At 63.5% G+C, this 18,111-nt stretch carries 17 protein-coding genes; 4 read left to right on the top strand and 13 right to left on the bottom strand.

All coding sequences use genetic code 11. The annotated features are described in order from the left end of the window. The 4 genes from NCT32_RS13355 to NCT32_RS13340 form a co-directional block, all read left to right on the top strand. The coding region (locus NCT32_RS13355) for a hypothetical protein (RefSeq protein ID WP_250490397.1) at positions 1 to 213 on the top strand (213 nt) is incomplete at its 5' end. 185 nt (positions 214 to 398) lie between these two features. Further along, on the top strand, positions 399 to 2,342 hold the full coding sequence (flgK, locus tag NCT32_RS13350) for a flagellar hook-associated protein FlgK (RefSeq protein WP_250490396.1): 1,944 nt from the start codon (positions 399 to 401) through the stop codon (positions 2,340 to 2,342). Positions 2,343 to 2,353: 11 nt separating this feature from the next. Beyond that, positions 2,354 to 3,589 carry a flagellar hook-associated protein FlgL gene (gene flgL, locus NCT32_RS13345; protein ID WP_250490395.1) on the top strand — a complete coding sequence of 412 codons (1,236 nt, stop codon included), beginning with the start codon at positions 2,354 to 2,356 and terminating at the stop codon, positions 3,587 to 3,589. 313 nt (positions 3,590 to 3,902) lie between these two features. Then, positions 3,903 to 5,603: a class I SAM-dependent methyltransferase gene (locus tag NCT32_RS13340; RefSeq protein WP_250490394.1), complete on the top strand. Its 1,701-nt coding sequence runs from the start codon at positions 3,903 to 3,905 to the stop codon at positions 5,601 to 5,603. Between the two features lie 168 nt (positions 5,604 to 5,771). Here NCT32_RS13340 and fliR read toward each other — a convergent pair whose 3' ends face one another. From fliR to fliF, 13 genes are all read right to left on the bottom strand, one after another. Beyond that, positions 5,772 to 6,566: a flagellar biosynthetic protein FliR gene (gene fliR, locus NCT32_RS13335; protein ID WP_250477202.1), complete on the bottom strand. Its 795-nt coding sequence runs from the start codon at positions 6,564 to 6,566 to the stop codon at positions 5,772 to 5,774. A gap of 10 nt (positions 6,567 to 6,576) precedes the next feature. Beyond that, positions 6,577 to 6,846: a flagellar biosynthesis protein FliQ gene (fliQ, locus tag NCT32_RS13330; RefSeq protein ID WP_008352562.1), complete on the bottom strand. Its 270-nt coding sequence runs from the start codon at positions 6,844 to 6,846 to the stop codon at positions 6,577 to 6,579. A gap of 10 nt (positions 6,847 to 6,856) precedes the next feature. Continuing rightward, positions 6,857 to 7,627, bottom strand: coding sequence for a flagellar type III secretion system pore protein FliP (fliP, locus tag NCT32_RS13325; RefSeq protein WP_250477201.1), 771 nt, complete (start codon positions 7,625 to 7,627; stop codon positions 6,857 to 6,859). A 276-nt stretch (positions 7,628 to 7,903) separates the two neighbouring features. Further along, positions 7,904 to 8,398: a flagellar biosynthetic protein FliO gene (gene fliO, locus NCT32_RS13320; RefSeq protein WP_250490393.1), complete on the bottom strand. Its 495-nt coding sequence runs from the start codon at positions 8,396 to 8,398 to the stop codon at positions 7,904 to 7,906. Next, positions 8,395 to 8,814 carry a flagellar motor switch protein FliN gene (fliN, locus tag NCT32_RS13315; RefSeq protein ID WP_371881045.1) on the bottom strand — a complete coding sequence of 140 codons (420 nt, stop codon included), beginning with the start codon at positions 8,812 to 8,814 and terminating at the stop codon, positions 8,395 to 8,397. Before fliN ends, fliO begins: the two co-directional genes overlap by 4 nt. Before the next feature lie 4 nt (positions 8,815 to 8,818). Then, a complete protein-coding gene (gene fliM / locus NCT32_RS13310; RefSeq protein ID WP_061120246.1) occupies positions 8,819 to 9,817 on the bottom strand; it encodes a flagellar motor switch protein FliM in 999 nt (332 codons plus the stop codon). 24 nt (positions 9,818 to 9,841) lie between these two features. After that, entirely contained in the window at positions 9,842 to 10,330 is a 489-nt protein-coding gene (gene fliL, locus NCT32_RS13305) for a flagellar basal body-associated protein FliL (protein ID WP_061120247.1), read from the bottom strand. A gap of 782 nt (positions 10,331 to 11,112) precedes the next feature. Then, entirely contained in the window at positions 11,113 to 12,468 is a 1,356-nt protein-coding gene (locus NCT32_RS13300; protein ID WP_250490392.1) for a flagellar hook-length control protein FliK, read from the bottom strand. Between the two features lie 34 nt (positions 12,469 to 12,502). After that, the gene (gene fliJ / locus NCT32_RS13295) at positions 12,503 to 12,952 is read right to left on the bottom strand and encodes a flagellar export protein FliJ (RefSeq protein WP_061120249.1); all 450 of its coding nucleotides are present in this window, start codon (positions 12,950 to 12,952) and stop codon (positions 12,503 to 12,505) included. 64 nt (positions 12,953 to 13,016) lie between these two features. Continuing rightward, positions 13,017 to 14,582, bottom strand: a complete 1,566-nt coding sequence (fliI, locus tag NCT32_RS13290) for a flagellar protein export ATPase FliI (RefSeq protein WP_284503699.1) — start codon at positions 14,580 to 14,582, stop codon at positions 13,017 to 13,019. Continuing rightward, entirely contained in the window at positions 14,537 to 15,211 is a 675-nt protein-coding gene (gene fliH / locus NCT32_RS13285; RefSeq protein ID WP_061120250.1) for a flagellar assembly protein FliH, read from the bottom strand. The genes fliI and fliH overlap by 46 nt, the downstream gene beginning before the upstream one ends. After that, the gene (gene fliG, locus NCT32_RS13280) at positions 15,204 to 16,199 is read right to left on the bottom strand and encodes a flagellar motor switch protein FliG (protein WP_061120251.1); all 996 of its coding nucleotides are present in this window, start codon (positions 16,197 to 16,199) and stop codon (positions 15,204 to 15,206) included. The genes fliH and fliG overlap by 8 nt, the downstream gene beginning before the upstream one ends. Then, positions 16,189 to 17,970 (bottom strand): flagellar basal-body MS-ring/collar protein FliF, encoded by a 1,782-nt coding sequence (gene fliF, locus NCT32_RS13275; RefSeq protein ID WP_061120252.1) that lies wholly within the window; start codon positions 17,968 to 17,970, stop codon positions 16,189 to 16,191. Before fliF ends, fliG begins: the two co-directional genes overlap by 11 nt. Positions 17,971 to 18,111 lie beyond the last annotated feature (141 nt).

The following is an 18,111-nucleotide window of genomic DNA, read 5'->3' as shown; positions in this document are numbered from 1 at the left end:
CAAGCTCCTTACTCAGCTCAACGCCATGATGCGCGATCGCACCCCCTGGAATCCCCCACATCACGATCACTTGTGACCCAGCACTTGACTCTCAATACAGTTGCTTTCTTTGCAGCAGCAAAGAAAGTGACTGCCGCCCCGCACAGGGGCAGTGCTAATAAACCAACAAGAAAACGGGATCCGGCGAAAGCAGAAGCAAAACCAAAGAAATAACCCATAAACCCCTCGCTCTTCGCGCAATAGCCATTGCGAAACCCCTCCGATAATGGCCCCATCGCGCCAAGCGCACGCGCCGGCAAACGAAGAACAAACCCTCAACTTCCCCGGCAATCCGCCGATAAACAAATCAGCCATTGCGGCAGCGCCCGATCCAACGCCGCCTCACCAGGATTCAACGCATGTCCAATAACATTTTCAGCATTGGTCTTTCAGGTCTGAACGCAGCCCAATGGGGCCTCACGACCACGGGACAGAACATCAGCAACGCCGCGACGCCGGGCTATACGCTCGAGAAGGTTTCGTATCAGGAGTCTTCCGGCCAGTTCACAGGCTCCGGCTATCTCGGCAACGGCGTGCAGGCCGTCACCGTCACGCGTCAGTACAGCCAGTACCTGACGACGCAAGTGAACAACACGCAAGCGTCGAGCAGCGCGGCGAGCACGTACTACTCGCTGATCTCGCAACTGAACAATCTCGTGGGCGATCCGACCAAAGGCATCGCGCAAGGCATCACCAATTACTTTTCCGGCCTGCAGTCGGTGGCGAACTCCGCGAGCAGCGCCGCCGCGCGCCAGTCGCTGATGAGCAGCGCCCAGACGCTCGCGGATCAGATCAACTCGGCCGGCGAGCAATACGACCAGTTGCGTCAGAGCGTCAACACCCAACTGACGAGCGCCGTCTCGCAGATCAACAGCTACTCGCAACAGATCGCCGATCTCAACAAGCAGATCAACATCGCCAGCGCGGGCGGCCAGCAGCCGAACCAGTTGCTCGATCAGCGCGATCAGCTCGTCACCAACCTCAGCTCGATGATCGGCGTGCAGGTCGTGCAGCAGGACGGCAACTACAACGTTTTCATCGGCAACGGGCAGCCGCTCGTCGTCGGCAATACGCAATACGGGCTGCAAGCGGTGCCTTCGGCGTCCGATCCGAGCGAACTCGCGGTCGCGTTCCAGAGCCGCGACGGCACCACGCCGACAGCCGCAAACACGCAATACGTCGATAGCTCGGCGCTCACCGGCGGCGTGATCGGCGGCCTCATCGACTTCCGCACGCAGACGCTCGACCCGGCGCAGGCGCAACTCGGCGCCATCGCGACGAGCTTCGCCAGCCAGCTGAACGGTCAGAACGCGCTCGGCCTCGACCTGAGCGGCCAGCCCGGCGGCAAGCTGTTCGCGACCAGCGATCCGAACATCATCGCCAACGCGCGCAACAAGGGGACTGGCACGCCGACCGCGACGATCGTCGACGGCACGCAGCCGCCCGCCAACGATTTCACCGTCACCTACGACGGCAGCAAGTACACGGTGACGGACCCGGCGACAGGACAGCAGCTCGGTTCGATCGATCCGGCCACGGAAACGCAGAAGACAATCAACGGCCTGAACATCGACGTGTCTTCGCTGACCGGCGTGCAGAAGGGCGACTCGTTCACGATCCAGCCGACACGCGCCGCGCTCGACAACTTCAAGCTCACGACGAGCAACGGCGCGGCGATCGCGGCGGCGTCGCCCGCGGTGACGTCGGCGGCAAGCACGAACACCGGCACGGCGTCGATTTCGTCGGCGACGGTGACGCAGAACGCGATGTCGTCGGACATCAACCTGACCTACAGCGCGACGGCGAACGGCTTCACGTCGGACGTGGCGGTGACCGTCGACGGGACCAGCTACGCCATCGGCCAGACCATTCCCTACGATGCGACGAAGGGCATGACGGTCTCGGCGAATGGCGTTTCCGCGACCATCAGCGGCACGCCTAAGGACAACGACGCGTTCAAGATCGCGCAGAACAAGGGCGGCACGAGCGACGGCAGCAACGCGCTCGCCATGGCGAACCTGGTGTCGGCGAAATCGCTCAACGGCGGCACCGACACGCTGACGAGTTCGTACGCGAACTACGTCAACACGATCGGCAACACGACCAATCAGCTCAAGGCGACGAGCACGGCGCAGACCGCGCTGCTGACTCAAGCGACTTCGGCGCAGCAATCGGTGCAGGGCGTGAACCTGAACGAAGAGGCGGCCAACCTTATTCAGTATCAGCAGCTTTATCAAGCGAACAGCAAGGTGATCCAGACCGCCTCGACGCTGTTCCAGTCGCTGCTCGGCATGTTCAACTGAGGTTAAACGCGATGCGTATTTCCAGTTCCCAGTACTTCAACCTGAACGTCGCTTCGATGAGCGACCAGCAGAGCACGCTCGCCTCGATGTATCAGCAGATTTCATCGGGCAAGCGCATTCTCACCGCATCCGACGATCCGCTCGGCGCGGCGCAGGCGGTGCAGCTCACGTTGAAGAGCGGCGCGCTCGCGCAATACAGCACGAACCAGACGACGGCGCTGTCGTCGCTGCAGCAGGAAGACGCCACGTTGAGCAGCGTGAGCAGCGCGCTCCAGAGCGTCCAGACGCAGATCGTGCATGCGGGCGACGGTTCGCTCACCGATTCGGACCGCACGGCGATCGCGAACACGATCCAGGGCTTGCGCGATCAGCTCTTCAGCCTTGCGAGCACCACGGACAGCAACGGCAACTACATCTTCTCGGGGCTCAAGGGCGGCACGGCGCCGTTCTCGAACAATTCGTCCGGCACCGGCGCGAGCTATGCCGGCGACGAGGGCCAGCGCAGCGTGCAGATCAGCGAGGGCCGTTCGATTCCCGTGGGCGACACGGGTCTGTCGATCTTCCAGAGCGTATCGCCGATAGAGAGCGATCCGGTGTCGCGTGCCGCCGATACGAATTCGGGCACGGGAACGATCGGCCCGGTGAGCGTGAGCGACACGAGCAACCCGGGCAATGCGAGCCAGTACACGATTTCGTTCTCCGTCTCGCAGACGGACGGGACGACGAGCTATTCGATCACGTCGGTTCCGCCGGACAACACGTTGCCGACGAACGTGGCGTACACGGGCAAGACCGACATCACGCTCGGCGGCCAGAAGGTGACGATCGACGGCACGCCCGCGGACAAGGACTCGTTCACCGTGCAGCCGGCGGCGACCGACAACAACGACATCTTCGCGACGCTCGACACGATCGTGAGCGCGCTCAAGCAGCCGACGGGATCGCCGGGCGCTCAGGCAGCGTTGACGAATGCGCTGACGACCGCGGGCACGAAGGTGAACAATACGTTCAACAACGTGCTGTCGGCGCAGACGGTGGTGGGCGGACGCGAGCAGGAAGTGCAGTCGACGCAGACCTCGATGCAGACGAGCCAGACGCAGACGGCGAGCGATATTGCGAATCTGACGAGCATCGATCTGGTTTCGTCGATCAGCCAGTACGAGTTGACGCAGAACTCGTTGCAGGCGGCCCAGATGGCGTTTTCGCAGATTCAGAAGATGTCGTTGTTCGATTACATCGGGAGTTGATCGCAGCCGGGCCGATTGCCCGGTTCGCATCGGAGAAGCATCGTTCGAGGCGTCGGACGATGCTTTTTTTTCGCCTCCGCGACCGCGTCTTCGCGCTCGCCAAACGCTCATCTCAGCCGAAATTTCACAAACGCCCGGGCCGTGCAATGTACATTGCGGCCGCTGACAGCGTTTCGCTTCCGGCAACGTCCGCGCGCGATTTCACGAAGCGTGCAACCTGCCGCGGGCATCGCGCGTGACGGCGCGATTCTGCCCATAATGAAAGCGCCGATGTGCCCAGCATTCCCAAGCCGTTCACAAGAGAGCGTTAACGATGGAAGAGGTGAACAGGACGATCGAGCGCCGCGCGGGCGAGTGGGTGTTCGTGCGGCGCTATCTGACTGGAAGTGGCATCGACATCGGACCGGACCGATGTCCGCTTAGGGAACGACACCATCTGTTTCCCGGGATGACGAACTTGCTCTGGTGGAATACGTCGCTCGGAGGCGAGTCACACATGGCGGGTCAGAGCGACGCGTCGTTCGACTTCGTTCACGCGAGCGTGTGTCTTGCCGCGCAGGACAATCCGGCGCAGTCCTTGTCGCGATGGCTCGATTTGCTCAAGCCCGGCGGCCATTTGCTCGTGACGGTGCCCCCAAATGACGACTCCGCGCTCAAGTGGCGCTTCACCATCGGCAAGCCGGCGAAAGCATCGTCGCAGTCGATCGATATCCTCGACCTCGCGCAGTCGGTCTCGCATGTCGCGCAATGCGAGCGGCTCGTCCTCGTTCGCGACGATATCGCCGACGCGGCGCCCGAAAGCGCGATCGAACTCATCATGCGTAAGCGCGACATCGCCAGTCCACGCGATTACGCGATGGCGATGATCGCCGCGGAAAACGCACGGGCGTGCATCGCCGCGTGCGAGGAAGCCATCGCCGCTTATCCGTACCGCGTCGAAGTGATTCTTTATGCGAAGGCCGAACTTTTGCGGTGGCGCGAGCCCGAGCGTGTCGATGCGCTGCTCGCGCGTTGCGTTGAACGGATGCCGAACGACCACCTGATACACCTTCGTCTCGCGCTTCACACGATCGCGCGCGGGCGGCTCAACGAGGGATTCGCGCTGCGCGAAAGTCTTGCCGAACAGTTCGGCTGGGAGCGACGCACGAAAGCGCAGCCGCCGACGGGCATCGCGAAGTGGAACGGCGAACCCCTCGCGGGCAAGCGCATCGTCATCTGGAGCGAGTTCGGGCTCGGCGATGAAGTCTTCTTCTTCCGCTTTGCGCGCATTCTTCGCGAGCGCGCGGGCGCGGCAAGCGTCGGCGTGGTTTGTCAGACGCCGCTCGTCTCGCTATTCGAGGCATCGGGAGAAGCGGATGTGGTCATCGATGTAAAGGCGGCCGATGTGCTTCCGGCGTTCGATTACTGGGTCTATCCGCACGCGATCCCCGTGTTTCTGCCACTCGATCTGGAGGCGTTGCCGCAATCGGTGCCTTATTTGCGCGCGCCGTGTTTCGGGGTGCCCGGCATGCCGCAAGTCCACGAGAGCGCGGTGAAGGTCGGTGTGGTCTTCAAGGGCGAACCGAGCCACGAGAACGACGCGGCGCGCTCGCTGCCGTCACTGTCCGTGCTCGATGATCTTTTCGCGATCGATGGCGCCGAGTTCTTTAGTCTTCAGAAGGGCGAGGGGGCGCGGGAAGCGGCGGGGTATGCGGCGCGGTTGGGTAATTTTCACGATGTCGGCGTGCTCTTGACTAGCATGGCCGATACCGCCAGTGCGATCGCTGCGCTCGATGTTGTCGTTACTGTCGATACGTCGGTGGCGCATGTTGCGGGCGCGTTGGGCAAGCCCGTTTGGTTGATGCTGCCGGCGGATGGCGATTGGCGATGGCATTACTATCGGGAGGACAGTCCTTGGTATCCGACCATGCGGCTGTTGAGGCGGCCGTCTCATGCTGACTGGAGCGAGGTTGTGGCATGTATCGGCGCGGGCCTGGTTGAATGGGCCGCAAAGCGTCGCGCGGATGGCCGGTAGACTGCTTTGCCGTTTTTTGCCGGATCGCCGTGTGGCGTTGGTTTATTAGCAAAACGAACATCAGCTTTCCATGCGTCCTGAAACCGCACCTTCGTTATCTATTTGCACTTCTGCGCCTTCCACGCGCCGCACGATCGAAATCGACGAGTATCGCTGACAGGCCGGACATCAGAACATCCCTCGAGCCACTCTTCCCGCCTCCAAAATCCCCCCATCGAAAATCCGCTGAAAAAACGGCATGAGATTGGGCACCATAAGCTGGAGCAAAAGAAGCCCGACGAGCATCGTCACAGGAAACCCCACCTGAAAAATCCCGATCTGCGGCGCAGCGCGATTAAGAATCCCAAGCGCGAGATTCGCGATCAACAACGCCGCCACGATTGGCAACGCGAGCAGCAACCCCGTCGAAAAAACGCTGCCGCCATAACCCACCAGCACACGCCAGCCTTGCGCATGCGACGCCGCCGCGACGACATTCGCCTCGATCGGCACGCTCTGAAACGTCGTGATAAGCGCGCTCACCAACTGCAGATGCCCGTCGAAGACGAGAAACGCGAGCATCGCGAGCGTATTCAGATAACGCGAAACCACCACCGCATTGCCGCCCGCGCGCGGATCGTAAAGCATCGCGAAGCCAAGGCCCATCTGCTGGCCGATGAACTCGCCGGCCGCATCGACAGCGGCGAACGCGATCTGCATCACCATGCCGATGGCCGCGCCGATCAAAAACTGGTTGACGATGATCCAGACGCCCGCCGCGGAAAACACCGTCGCCTGAGGCATGGCGGGAAGCGTCGGCGCGACGATCAGCGAAATGAACGCGGCGAGCGCGATCTTCACGCGCATCGGAATCGCCATGTGGCTCAGCACGGGCGCGGTTGCTATCAACGCGAGAATGCGCACGAACGGCCACAGAAACGCCGTGAGCCAGCCGTTCAGTTGCGCGTAAGTGACGGAGAACATCGAGCGAAAGTCAGCCCGTGATCGCGGGCGTGATCGTGAAAACGTGGCGCATGTAGTCGAGCAGCGTCGACAGCATCCAGGGTCCCGCGATCACGAGCGTCACCGCCACCGCGATCAGCTTCGGAATGAACGACAGCGTCGACTCGTTGATCTGCGTCGCCGCCTGGAACAGGCTCACGACCAGACCGACGACGAGCGCGACCAGCAATAACGGCGCGGCGAGCAGCAAGGCGACGTACATCGCCTGATGCGCCATCGTCATGACGGATTCGGGTGTCATGGGCGTCTCCTCAGGATACGAAACTTTGCGCGAGCGAGCCGATCAGCAACTGCCAGCCATCGACCAGCACGAACAGCATCAGCTTGAACGGAAGCGCGATCGTCGTTGGCGAAACCATCATCATGCCCATCGACATCAGCACGCTCGCCACCACCATGTCGATGATGAGAAACGGAATGAAGATCGTGAAGCCGATCTGAAAGCCCGTCTTCAGTTCGCTCGTGACGAACGACGGCACGAGCAGCGACAGCGGCACGTCCTCAGGACCGTTCATCGGCGCGGCCTTCGAGATGCGCGCGAAGAGCGCGAGATCCGATTCGCGCGTCTGCTTCAGCATGAACTGCTTGAACGGCGCGACGCCGCGCGTCATCGCCTGGTCCATCGCGATCTGGCCTTCGGAGAAAGGCTTGTACGCGTCGGTGTAGGCGCGATCGAGCACGGGCGACATCACGAAAAACGAGAGAAACAGCGCGAGGCCGACGAGCACCTGATTCGGCGGCGTGCTCGTCGTGCCGAGTGCCTGGCGCAACAGCGACAGCACGATGATGATGCGCGTGAAGCTCGTCATCATCAGGACCATCGCGGGGAGGAACGAGAGCATCGTCAGCAGCAGCATCGTCTGCACGCTGAGCGAGTACGTCGTGCCGCCGTTCGGGCCGGGGCTCGTGTTGAAGGCCGGCAGGCCCGCCGCGCTCTGCGCGAACGCGAGATACGGCATCAGACCGACGATGACCGGCAGCGCGATCTTCACGCCGCGCACGATGTTGCGACTGACCTGCATTACTTGCTCCCGCCGACGAACCGCTTGAGACGCTTGCCCGCGATGCTTGCGAAGGCATCGAGAAACCGCTGACTTTGGAAAATGACGAACGTGATAGCCATGAAAACCTGCCTGTTTCGATAGGCTGAATTGTCGGCCACGCGGATGTCGAACGATGGCGCGAAAAGAGGGGAAAACCCGCGCCAACTCGTTCTATTGCGAAGCGCTCGCCGTAAACGAACATCGGGCGTTCGATCCTTGCGGATCGCGCCCGATGTATCGGTCAAACGAACGAACTTACTTGACGAACTTCTGGAGCCGCTTGTTCGCTTCGCCGGCGAGGGCATCGCGGAACCTCGCGCCGAAGCTCCCGGACGGCGGCGGCGCCGGCATACTGACGCCGTCCACTTCCGCCGATCCGGCGGGCATCGTGTGCAGCAGCCGCACGTTGCCGGGGCCCGCGCCGAGCACGAGCCACGTATCGCCCACTTCGACGACCGCGATGCGCTCCTTGTTGCCGAGCGATGCGCCGCCCACCACCTTCACGAGACCGCCGCGCTTGCCGCCCTGAAAGCCGAACTTGCGCGCGAGCCACGCGCAGCCGAACACGAAGCCGATCACGACGACGAGCCCGACGAGCGTCTGCAGCACCGCGCCGAAACCCAGCGACGGCACCGCGGTGCCCGCGCCGACGCCCGAGGCGATTTGCGCGGCGTGGTTCACCGCGTTCATGTCGGCGGCGACGGCAAGAAGAGGCGTGCAGCAGAGCAGCGCGACGGCCAGGCGTTTCATCGATTCAACTTCCGGATGCGTTCGGACGGCGTGATGATGTCGGTCAGGCGAATGCCGAACTTGTCGTTCACCACGACCACTTCGCCCTGCGCGATGAGGCAGCCGTTCACGAGCACGTCCATCGGCTCGCCCGCGAGGCCGTCGAGTTCCACGACCGAGCCTTGCGCGAGTTGCAGCAGGTTACGGATGGCGATCTTCGTGCGCCCGAGCTCCACCGTCATCTGCACGGGGATGTCGAGAATCATGTCGATGTCGTTGCGCGTCGACGGCGCCGCCGCCTTCGACAGCGGCTGGAACACGCCGGCGCTCGCGGCAACCGGCGCGTCGTTGCCGTTTTGCTCGGCGAGCGCGCTCGCCCAATCGTCCAAAAGGAGCTCGTCGCCTTTTTCTTGCGCACCGGGCGCATCGTTCTGCATCAGATCACTCATATCCACCTTCCTTCATCGTGTCGCTCGCGCTGATCATCTTTTGCACGCGCAGCGCATATTGACCATTGAAAATTCCGTAGCCGCATTCCATGACCGGCACGCCGTCCACTTTGGCGACGACCTGTTCCGGAATGTCGATCGGCAGCACGTCGCCCGCGCGCATGTTGAGAAGCTGTTCGAACGACGAGCGAATCTCGGCGAGATCCACCGTCAACTCCACTTCGGCCGACTGCACTTGCTGCGACAGCACGCGCACCCAGCGGCGGTCCACTTCGAGCGCTTCGCCCTGGATCGGCGAGGAGAGCACGTCGCGGATCGGCTCGATCATCGAGTACGGCATGCAGATGTGCAGCGTGCCGCCCGTCGAGCCGAATTCGATCGTGAACTGCGTCACGATGACGATCTCGTTCGGCGTCGCCACGTTGGCGAACTGCGTGTGCATCTCCGAGCGCATGTATTCGAACTGCAGCGGCTTCACGCTGCGCCACGACGTCGCGTAGTGTTCGAACACGAGGTTCAGCAGCTTGCTGATGATGCGCTGCTCGGTCTGCGTGAACTCGCGGCCTTCGACGCGTGTGTGAAAGCGCCCGTCGCCGCCGAACAGGTTATCGACCACGAAGAACACGAGGTTCGGGTCGAACACGAACAGCGATGTGCCGCGCAAGGGCTTCACGTGGACCAGGTTGAGGTTGGTCGGGATCGGCAGGTTGCGCGTGAATTCGCTGTACTTCTGCACCTTCACCGGGCCGACGGAAATTTCCGCTGAACGCCGCATGAAGTTGAAGATGCCCACGCGCATGAGGCGCGCGAAGCGGTCGTTGATGATTTCGAGGCCGGGCATCCGGCCGCGGACGATGCGTTCCTGCGTCGCGATGTTGTAGGGACGTACGCCGGCGGGCTTTTTCTCGTCAGCTTCCTGATCGATTTCGCCGGTGACGCCCTTGAGGAGGGCATCGACCTCCTCTTGCGACATGAACTCTTCGTGGCCCATGACTCTTTACTCGCTGATGCGGCGTTACTGGACGACGAATTCGGTGAACAGCACCTCTTCGACGCGCACCGGCTTCTCGGCCGAGCTCGCCGCGGTCTCGACCGCTGCGCGCAACTCGCCCGCGAGCTGTTTCTTGCCGTCGACGGTCGCGAGATCGTCGGGGCGTTTGCCGGAGAGCAGGAGCAGCACGCGGCTGCGGACTTCGGGCATGCGCTCGGTGACGAGCAACTGGACCTTTTCGTCCTTGAGCTTGAGCGTGAGGCCGGCGCGCAGATAGTGCATGGTGCCGTCGTCGGACTGAAGGTTGACCGTGAGCGATTCGAGCGGGAAGAACACGGGCGGCGGTTCGGGCGCCGGTTTCGCGGGGCCGTGATTCTTGCCGAGGAAGAAGTAAGCGCCGCCGGCTCCCGCGCCGAGGAGCACGATCGCGCCAACGGCGATGATCAGGATCTTTTTGAGCTTGCCGCTCTTTGCGGGAACGATGGGTTGCTGGTTTGCGGTCGTGGTAGCCATGAATGCGTGCCTCTTTCGATAGGGTGAATTGTTGGCTATCGGCGTGTAAAGCGATGGGTCGAACAGAGGGGGCTTTTGGGGTTATTCCATCTGATTGCTTTTGCCTTTACGGTTTGGTTTTGGCGTTGCTTCTGCTTTCGCCGGATCCCGTTTTCTTTTTGGTTTATTAGCACTGCCCCTGTGCGGGGCGGCAGTCACTTTCTTTGCTGCTGCAAAGAAAGTAACCAAAGAAAGCAGCTCGATATGCCCGCGGTCACACGCAGTTTGGCCACGCTTGCCAGCCGATCGTGGGCTGCCTAAGTGTCGCCCTCATAGGTCCAACCGGGCTTGGATCGCACACGGTCTGACGAGCTAGCCCTCTAAGGACACAGGTTCAGCACGAAATAGCGCCGGCACAGCGCTACGCGCTGCCGCAGGGTCTGCAAGGGAAACCAACGAATTACCAATGCGGCGAGATAGAGCCGTTAGCAAAAAGAGTACGGGCAGACCGAATTGAGGACCGGTCGGCCGCGAAGCGGGCTGGAGCTATTTGGTGCTGAACCAATTGGCTATGCGACGCGGGGCGACAGACCGTGCGCGATCCAAGCCGGGTTAGTCCTATGAGGGCGACACTTAGGCAGCCCACGGTCACCTGGCAAGCATGGCCAAACTGCGTGTGACCGCGGGCGTATCGAGCTGCTTTCTTTGGTTACTTTCTTTGCAGCAGCAAAGAAAGTGACTGCCGTCCCGCACAGGGGCAACGCTAATAAACCAACAAGAAAACGGGATCCAGCGAAAAAAATTCAAGCAAACGTATCAACAAGCCCAACCGTGCGCCGCACATTCAAACCCACGCTGGAAGCGACAGAAGAACCATCCCCCCCGCCGATGCCTCGCATCGCATCCCCCTTCGAGCCAGAGCGCTCACGACCGCTCTCCTGCTGCGACTGCCGCGCAAACGCCGACCCATCCGAAACCGAAGCACTCCCAAGACTGATGCCGTTCGCCTCCATCGCCTCACGCAGCTTCGGCATGGCAGCCTCGACCGCCTCGCGCACCTGCGCATGCTGCGACACGAACAGCGCGTGCGCATGATTCTCGGACACCTGCAACGTCACCTGCAACGGCCCGAGATCCCTGGGATTGAGCGTCAGTTCAGCGCTCTGCTGATCCGCCTTCGACAGGAACACGACCTTCTGGCTGAACGCATCGTCCCAGCCGGACGCGCCCACGTGCGGCGCAATCGCCGCGCTCGTCGCCGACGCCATCGCGCCTTGCGGACTCGACACCGCCGAATTCCCCGATGCCGTCTGCATCGCCACCGCGTGCGCGGCCGCGTCGGCGGCTTGCTTGTACGCGGCAGTCGCGGCATCCGCGGGCGTCGTCGCGACTGCGAGCGCCGTCGCGTCCGTCGCCTTGGCATCCGCAGTCGCGTTGTTCGCCACCCCGATCAGACCCGCGCCCTTTCCGCCCCTGGCGAAAAGACCGCCTTGATCCTCACTGTTCGCGCCTTCGCGCGCCGTCGTCGTCAACGAACCGTTCGCGGGCTGTGCGTTCGGCGGCGCGTTGTTCAGCGAAGCGAGCGCCGCCTGAAGCGCGTCCTGCGATTTCGCGTCGCCGCTCTTGTGCGTCTCGCCGGTCGATTTGGTGTCGTCGGTCGAAGCGGTGGCCGTCGCGGCGGTGGCGGCGTCCGTCAGATCGGCGAGCGCGGCGGTGTCGGTGTCGCTGTCGTCGGCATTGGCGGCGTCTGCGCGCGCTTTGGCCTGCGCCGCAGCCGTAGCTGCATCCGGCGCAGAACCGGGCGTCTGCGCCGCGGGCTTCGAAGCCTCCGCCGTGTCGGTCTTGCCCGTATTCTTCGATACCTCTTTCGACGCGTCCGCCTGATCGGACTTAGCGGCCGCCTGCGTATCCGGCGCGTCATCGCTCTTCGACGCAGCAGCGCACGCGCTGTCATCCGGCTTCGGCGCGTCGTGCACGCTCGACTTGTCCGAGGACGAGTCGGCGAGCGCCTGCGCCGCCTGCGCGTCGGCATTGGCGCGGTCGGTGATGCTTTGCAGCGTCATGCCGAACGACGCGCCCGCGCTCGCCGCGCGCTGCGCCGCGACCTTGCTCGATGACGTGGCGGCCGTCAGCGCGCCGGAAAGGGATACGGAAGACATGCGAGTCTCTCAAATGCAATAAGTGGATAACGGCTCAGGCACGCTCGGCGCGCATGCGCAGTATCTTCGCGGCGTGCTCGTCGGATTCGCGCTGCTCGACGCGCGCGGCTTTTTTCGCGAGCATCGCCTCGCCGCGCGCGGCCAGCACTTCGTAGCTGCCGAGCTTCTGTTTCTTGAGACGCCAGTCGGGCTTCGCCGCCTCGATGCGCTGATCGGCCATGAGTAGCGCCGTGCGTTGCTGCGCAATCGCCGCATCGAGCGTATCGACGAACGCCTGGAAGTTGCGCAGCGTCTGCGCCGTGGTGCCTTCCTGCGCCGATGCCGTGAACCGCGCGTGGTACTCGTCGCGATAGGTGACGAGCGAGTTCAACTGCGTCTCGACCTCGTTTCGTTCCTGCTGGAGCTTGCCGAGCTTCTTGGTGGCGGCGTCGAGTTCCTCTTCGGCAAGTCCGATGAGGGTGTTGATCGGCAGATTCTTGGACATGGCGTGGCGGTCCCGTATGGTCTTTGGCTTTCTTGTGACGAATGCTTCGGATACTAGTCGAAAACTATTCGAACATCTGGTTCAACATCGCGATGCTCGGCTCGAACGGCGCCTGCTCGCGAAAACCCTGCTGCAAAAACGACTCCATGCGCGGATACATCGCGATCGCGCGGTCGAGCAATGGGTCGCGCCCGCTCGAATACGCGCCCACGTTGATCAGGTCGCGGTTTCGCTGATAGCGCGACAGCATCTGCTTGAACAGACGCACGCGCTCGAGATGCTTGTCGTCGATGAGCGCGGTCATCGCGCGGCTGATCGACTGTTCGATGTCGATGGCCGGATAGTGCCCCGCCTCGGCAAGCGAGCGGTTCAGCACGATATGGCCGTCGAGGATCGCGCGCGCCGAATCGGCAATCGGGTCCTGCTGGTCGTCGCCTTCGGTCAGCACGGTGTAGAACGCGGTGATCGAGCCGCCGCCTTCCGGGCCATTGCCGGTCCGCTCGACGAGCGCCGGCAGCTTCGCGAACACCGACGGCGGATAGCCCTTCGTCGCGGGCGGCTCGCCGATCGCGAGCGCGATCTCGCGCTGGGCCATCGCGTAGCGCGTCAGCGAATCCATCAGCATCAGCACGTGCTTGCCCTGATCGCGGAAATATTCGGCGAGCGAGGTCGTGTACGCGGCGGCCTGCATGCGCAGCACGGGCGATACATCCGCCGGCGCCGCGACGACGACCGAGCGCGCGAGACCGTCCTCACCGAGAATCTGCTCGATGAATTCCTTCACTTCGCGGCCGCGTTCGCCGATCAGCCCGATCACGATCACTTCCGCGCTCGTGTAGCGCGCCATCGTCCCGAGCAGCACCGACTTGCCGACGCCCGAACCGGCGAAGAGGCCCATGCGCTGGCCGCGTCCGACCGTCAGCAGCGTGTTGATCGCGCGCACGCCGACATCGAGAACCTTGTGAATCGGCTCGCGATTGAGCGGGTTGATGACCGGCGCGGACAACGGCGCATCGACTTTCGCGCCGAGCGGGCCGAGGCCGTCGAGCGGACGGCCCGACGCATCGACGACGCGGCCGAGCATTTCCCAGCCGACGGGCAAGCGCTTCGCGCCCGCCATCGGATCGTTGATCGGCGCGCTTTCGAGCGGATAGACGCGCGCGCCGGGCAAGAGGCCAGCCACTTCGGTCGTCGGCATCAGAAAGAGCTTGTCGCCCGCGAAGCCGACGACTTCGGCTTCGGCGGTCGGAATCGCACTGCCCGGCGGCAGCTCGATCATGCATTCGGAGCCGACGCCCATCTTCAGGCCGACCGCTTCCAGCACGAGACCGGCCGCGCGCGTGAGACGACCGCACGGACGCAGCGGCTTCGCGATCGCATTGCGCGACCTGAGCGCGTCGAGCTTGTCGCGCCACGCATCGATGTGCGGATTGCCGGCGATATGGGCCAGCTCGGCGATGGTGCGCGCGGCGAGCGCCTCGGCCGATTCGTCGCCGACGGATTCATCGGCGGCGAGCGGGCCGAACGACGCGCGCGCGATTTCCTGTTCGAGCGCGCTCAAGCCATCTTGGGTAATCCGTTGGTTCACCACGGCTTGCTTCTCCCGAGCGCCGCCACGACGCGCTCCCATCGCGACACATTCGTCGCGTCGATCTCGCCGGTCGCGGCGTGGGCCTTGCAGCCGCCGCGCTCGACGTCCGGATCGGGCCGCACGGTCCATCCCGCGGACTCGAGTTCGTCCTTCAGATAGGCATCGACGATCGGCATGTCGGCCGGATTCACGATGAGCACAGGCGCGCCCGACAGTTCGGGCTCGGCGGCGATCACTTCGCGCGCCACCGCGACGAGCGCGGTCGGATCGAGCGCGAGATGCTGACGCACGACCTGCTGCGCGATGTCGATGGCGAGTTCGGCGAGCGACTCCGCGATGGCTGCATCGGCGGCTTGCAGCGCCGTCCTGAACGCATCGGCGATCTCGGCGAGACGCGCGGCCTGCGCGAGCGCTTCCTTGCGGCCGTCCTCGAAACCCTTCGCCTGACCTTGCTCGTAACCCGCCTGATAGCCGAGCGCCTGGCCCGCGACATGCCCCTTCGCGAGTCCTTGCTGATGTGCGTCTTCCTCGACGCGGCGCAGGTGCGCTTCGAGCGCGGCCTGTTCCGCCGCGCTGTTGTCGACCTTGATCTCGACGGGATCGAAGGACGCCATCTCCCAGCGCTGATACGCCGAGACCGGAGCCTTCTGCGCGCGAGCATCAGACATATGCATCCTCCGCCTTGCCGCCTAGCTGGATCTGACCGTTTTCCGCGAGATTGCGGACGATCTGCAAAATCTTGCGTTGCTGCTGCTCGACTTCCGACACGCGCACCGGACCGCGCGAATCGAGGTCTTCGGCAAGCAGTTCGGCCGCGCGCTGCGACATGTTCGACAAAAACTTCTGGCGCAACGCCGGCTGCGCGCCCTTGAGCGACACGATCAGCGTCTCCGATTCCACTTCCTTCAGCAGAAGCTGGATCGCGCGGTCTTCCAGGTCGAGCAGGTTCTCGAACACGAACATCTGGTCGATGATCTTCTGCGCGAGCTCGGCGTCGTATTCGCGCACGTTCGCGATGACGCCTTCCTCGTGATTGCTCGACATGAAGTTCAGAATCTCGGCCGCCGTGCGGATGCCGCCCATCGGCGCGCGCTTCAGGTTGTCGCTGCCGGAGAGAAGCGTCGTCAGCACGTCGTCGAGTTCGCGCAGCGCGGCGGGCTGAATGCCGTCGAGTGTCGCGATGCGAAGCAGCACGTCATTGCGCAGGCGTTCAGACAGGAGCGACACGATTTCCGACGCCTGATCGCGGTCCAGATGCACGAGGATCGTCGCGATGATCTGCGGATGCTCGTTCTTGATCAGTTCCGCGACCGCGCCCGAGTCCATCCACTTCAGGCCTTCGATGCCGCTCGTATCGCTGCCTTGCAGGATACGGTCGATCAGCGCGCCGGCCTTGGTCTCGCCGAGCGCCTTCGTCAGCACAGAGCGGATGTACTCGCTCGAATCGAGCGACAGCGCGGTGTGCTGCTCGGCTTCCGAGACGAATTCGGTCAGCACGTTGTCGAGCTGCTCGCGCGTCACGTTTTTCAGCGCCGCCATGGTCGCGCCGATCTTCTGCACCTCGCGCGGCGCGAGATACTTGAATACTTCGGCGGCTTCTTCCTCACCGATCGACATCAGGAGGAGGGCGGCTTTATTCAGGCCTTCAGCGTTCATCGGACACCCAGTTCTTCACGACGGTCGCAACGATTCTCGGGTCCTGACGCGCCACCATGCGCGCGTAGTCGAGATTGCGATCGAATTTGGCCTTCTTGCTTTCATGACCGAGGAGACTCACCTCGGCATCCTTGTCTTCGTCTTCCAGCTTCTGAGCGCCGTCGAGCGACGGACCGTCGAGCAGCGAGAGCTCATCCGGTGCGCCGAGCGTGGGCGCGGCCTCGGGCGGCGGCGGGAAGGCGCGGCGCATCGCCGGCTTCACCATGCTGAAGTACAGGAACAGCCCGACGATCCCGATGCCCACGTACTTCGCCGCCTGGATGCCCCACGCGATCATCTGCGGGGTGCGCCACCACGGCACGTCCGGCGCCGCGTTCAGATCGGCCGAGAACGCGCTGTTCACGACGTTCACCGAGTCGCCGCGCTTCTCGTCGAAGCCCATCGCGTCCTTCACGAGTTGCTGGACCTGCGCGAGCTTGTCGGCGGCGAGCGGGGTCATCGTCACGTTGCCCTTGGCGTCGACCTTCTTGTCGTAGTTCACGACGACCGCCACCGACAGGCGCTTGATGCCGCCCGTTGCCTGCTCGTAATGGCGCACGGTGCGGTCGACCTCGTAGTTCGTCGTCGTGTCGCGGCGCTGGTTCTGCGGCGCGGACTTCGCCGCCGCGCCGACGGCGCCCGATGCCGCCGCGTCGATCGGCGCGGAAGCCGGCTGCGGCGGCTGGTTCGACAGCGCGCCCGGCACGCCCGACGCGCCGCTGCCCGTCGTTTCGCTCGATTCGCTCGACTGCTGGCTGCGGATCGCGGTGCTTTGCGGGTTGCCGTTCGGGCCGTAGCTTTCGGCGGTCTGCTCGAGCTTCGAGAAGTCGATGTCGGCGCTCACCTGCGAGCGGGCGTTGCCGGCGCCGAAGAGCGGCGCGAGGATCGCGTCGATGCGCTTTTGCGTGTTGTGCTCGATCTGCTGCACGTATTTGAGTTGCGACGCGTCGAGGCCGCTGGCGGCGCTCTGGCTCGTCAGCAGGTTGCCGTCCTGATCGACGATATTCACGTTCTTGACCGGCATGTCCGCGACGCCCGAGGCGACCATGTGGGCGATCGCGACCACCTGGCCTTCGTCGAGCACGCGGCCCGGATACAGGTTGACCATCACGGACGCGGTCGGGAGTTCCTTGTCGCGCACGAACACGCTCGGCTTCGGGATCGCCAGATGCACGCGCGCCGACTTCACCGACGAAATCGCGCCGATCGTGCGCTCCAGCTCGCCCTCGAGCGCGCGCTGATAGTTGACCTGCTCGGCGAACTGGCTGATGCCGAACTTCTGGTTGTCCATCAACTCGAAGCCGACCGAGCCACTCTTCGGCAAGCCCTGGCTCGCGAGACGCAGACGCGTTTCGTGAACCTGCTCGGCCGGCACGAGAATGGCGCCGCCGCCGTCGGACAACTTATAGGGAATGTTGCCTTGCTGGAGCGCGGCAACGATTGCGCCGCCGTCCCGATCGGAGAGATTGGAGAAAAGTACGCGGTAGTCCGGCTGGCGCGACCACATGACGAGGCCCGCGACCACCATCGCCAGAATCGCGACGGCCACGATGAGCGGCACGCGCGGATTCGAGCGGAACTGGTTGAGCATCGGCACGCGCTGCGCAAAACCGCCGAAGTCGGCACCGCCCGCGAGTCCCGGGGCCGCGGCCGTGCCGGCTGCCCCCGGTTGTGCGCCCGCCAGGCCCATTCTGGCGTCGGGCGTGATGAGTGAGTTGTTGGGCGTATCCATTTAGCGTCGAAGCTCCGAATCCTGAGGTTCTCCTCCCGCCGCTTCCCGCTTTCCATGTAAGCGGCGGTGGAGGACTTTTCACGATGGGGATTATCCGCAGAAGATTGCAAGTCGATTCGGCGAATAGAGCGGGGTTTTCCC

Source organism: Caballeronia sp. INML2 (genome assembly GCF_023631365.1).
Lineage (GTDB): Bacteria > Pseudomonadota > Gammaproteobacteria > Burkholderiales > Burkholderiaceae > Caballeronia > Caballeronia turbans.
The sequence above is the reverse complement of the archived record's forward strand: the minus strand, read 5'-3'. Positions and strand labels throughout refer to the sequence as shown.

Excerpts from the sequence above, each read along its gene's own strand:
- flgK (WP_250490396.1), top strand. The coding sequence starts at position 399 with ATGTCCAATAACATTTTCAGCATTGGTCTTTCAGGTCTGAACGCAGCC.
- flgL (WP_250490395.1), top strand. The coding sequence starts at position 2,354 with ATGCGTATTTCCAGTTCCCAGTACTTCAACCTGAACGTCGCTTCGATG.
- NCT32_RS13340 (WP_250490394.1), top strand. The coding sequence starts at position 3,903 with ATGGAAGAGGTGAACAGGACGATCGAGCGCCGCGCGGGCGAGTGGGTG.
- fliR (WP_250477202.1), bottom strand. The coding sequence starts at position 6,566 with ATGTTCTCCGTCACTTACGCGCAACTGAACGGCTGGCTCACGGCGTTT.
- fliQ (WP_008352562.1), bottom strand. The coding sequence starts at position 6,846 with ATGACACCCGAATCCGTCATGACGATGGCGCATCAGGCGATGTACGTC.
- fliP (WP_250477201.1), bottom strand. The coding sequence starts at position 7,627 with ATGCAGGTCAGTCGCAACATCGTGCGCGGCGTGAAGATCGCGCTGCCG.
- fliO (WP_250490393.1), bottom strand. The coding sequence starts at position 8,398 with ATGAAACGCCTGGCCGTCGCGCTGCTCTGCTGCACGCCTCTTCTTGCC.
- fliN (WP_371881045.1), bottom strand. The coding sequence starts at position 8,814 with ATGCAGAACGATGCGCCCGGTGCGCAAGAAAAAGGCGACGAGCTCCTT.
- fliM (WP_061120246.1), bottom strand. The coding sequence starts at position 9,817 with ATGGGCCACGAAGAGTTCATGTCGCAAGAGGAGGTCGATGCCCTCCTC.
- fliL (WP_061120247.1), bottom strand. The coding sequence starts at position 10,330 with ATGGCTACCACGACCGCAAACCAGCAACCCATCGTTCCCGCAAAGAGC.
- NCT32_RS13300 (WP_250490392.1), bottom strand. The coding sequence starts at position 12,468 with ATGTCTTCCGTATCCCTTTCCGGCGCGCTGACGGCCGCCACGTCATCG.
- fliJ (WP_061120249.1), bottom strand. The coding sequence starts at position 12,952 with ATGTCCAAGAATCTGCCGATCAACACCCTCATCGGACTTGCCGAAGAG.
- fliI (WP_284503699.1), bottom strand. The coding sequence starts at position 14,582 with ATGGGAGCGCGTCGTGGCGGCGCTCGGGAGAAGCAAGCCGTGGTGAAC.
- fliH (WP_061120250.1), bottom strand. The coding sequence starts at position 15,211 with ATGTCTGATGCTCGCGCGCAGAAGGCTCCGGTCTCGGCGTATCAGCGC.
- fliG (WP_061120251.1), bottom strand. The coding sequence starts at position 16,199 with ATGAACGCTGAAGGCCTGAATAAAGCCGCCCTCCTCCTGATGTCGATC.
- fliF (WP_061120252.1), bottom strand. The coding sequence starts at position 17,970 with ATGGATACGCCCAACAACTCACTCATCACGCCCGACGCCAGAATGGGC.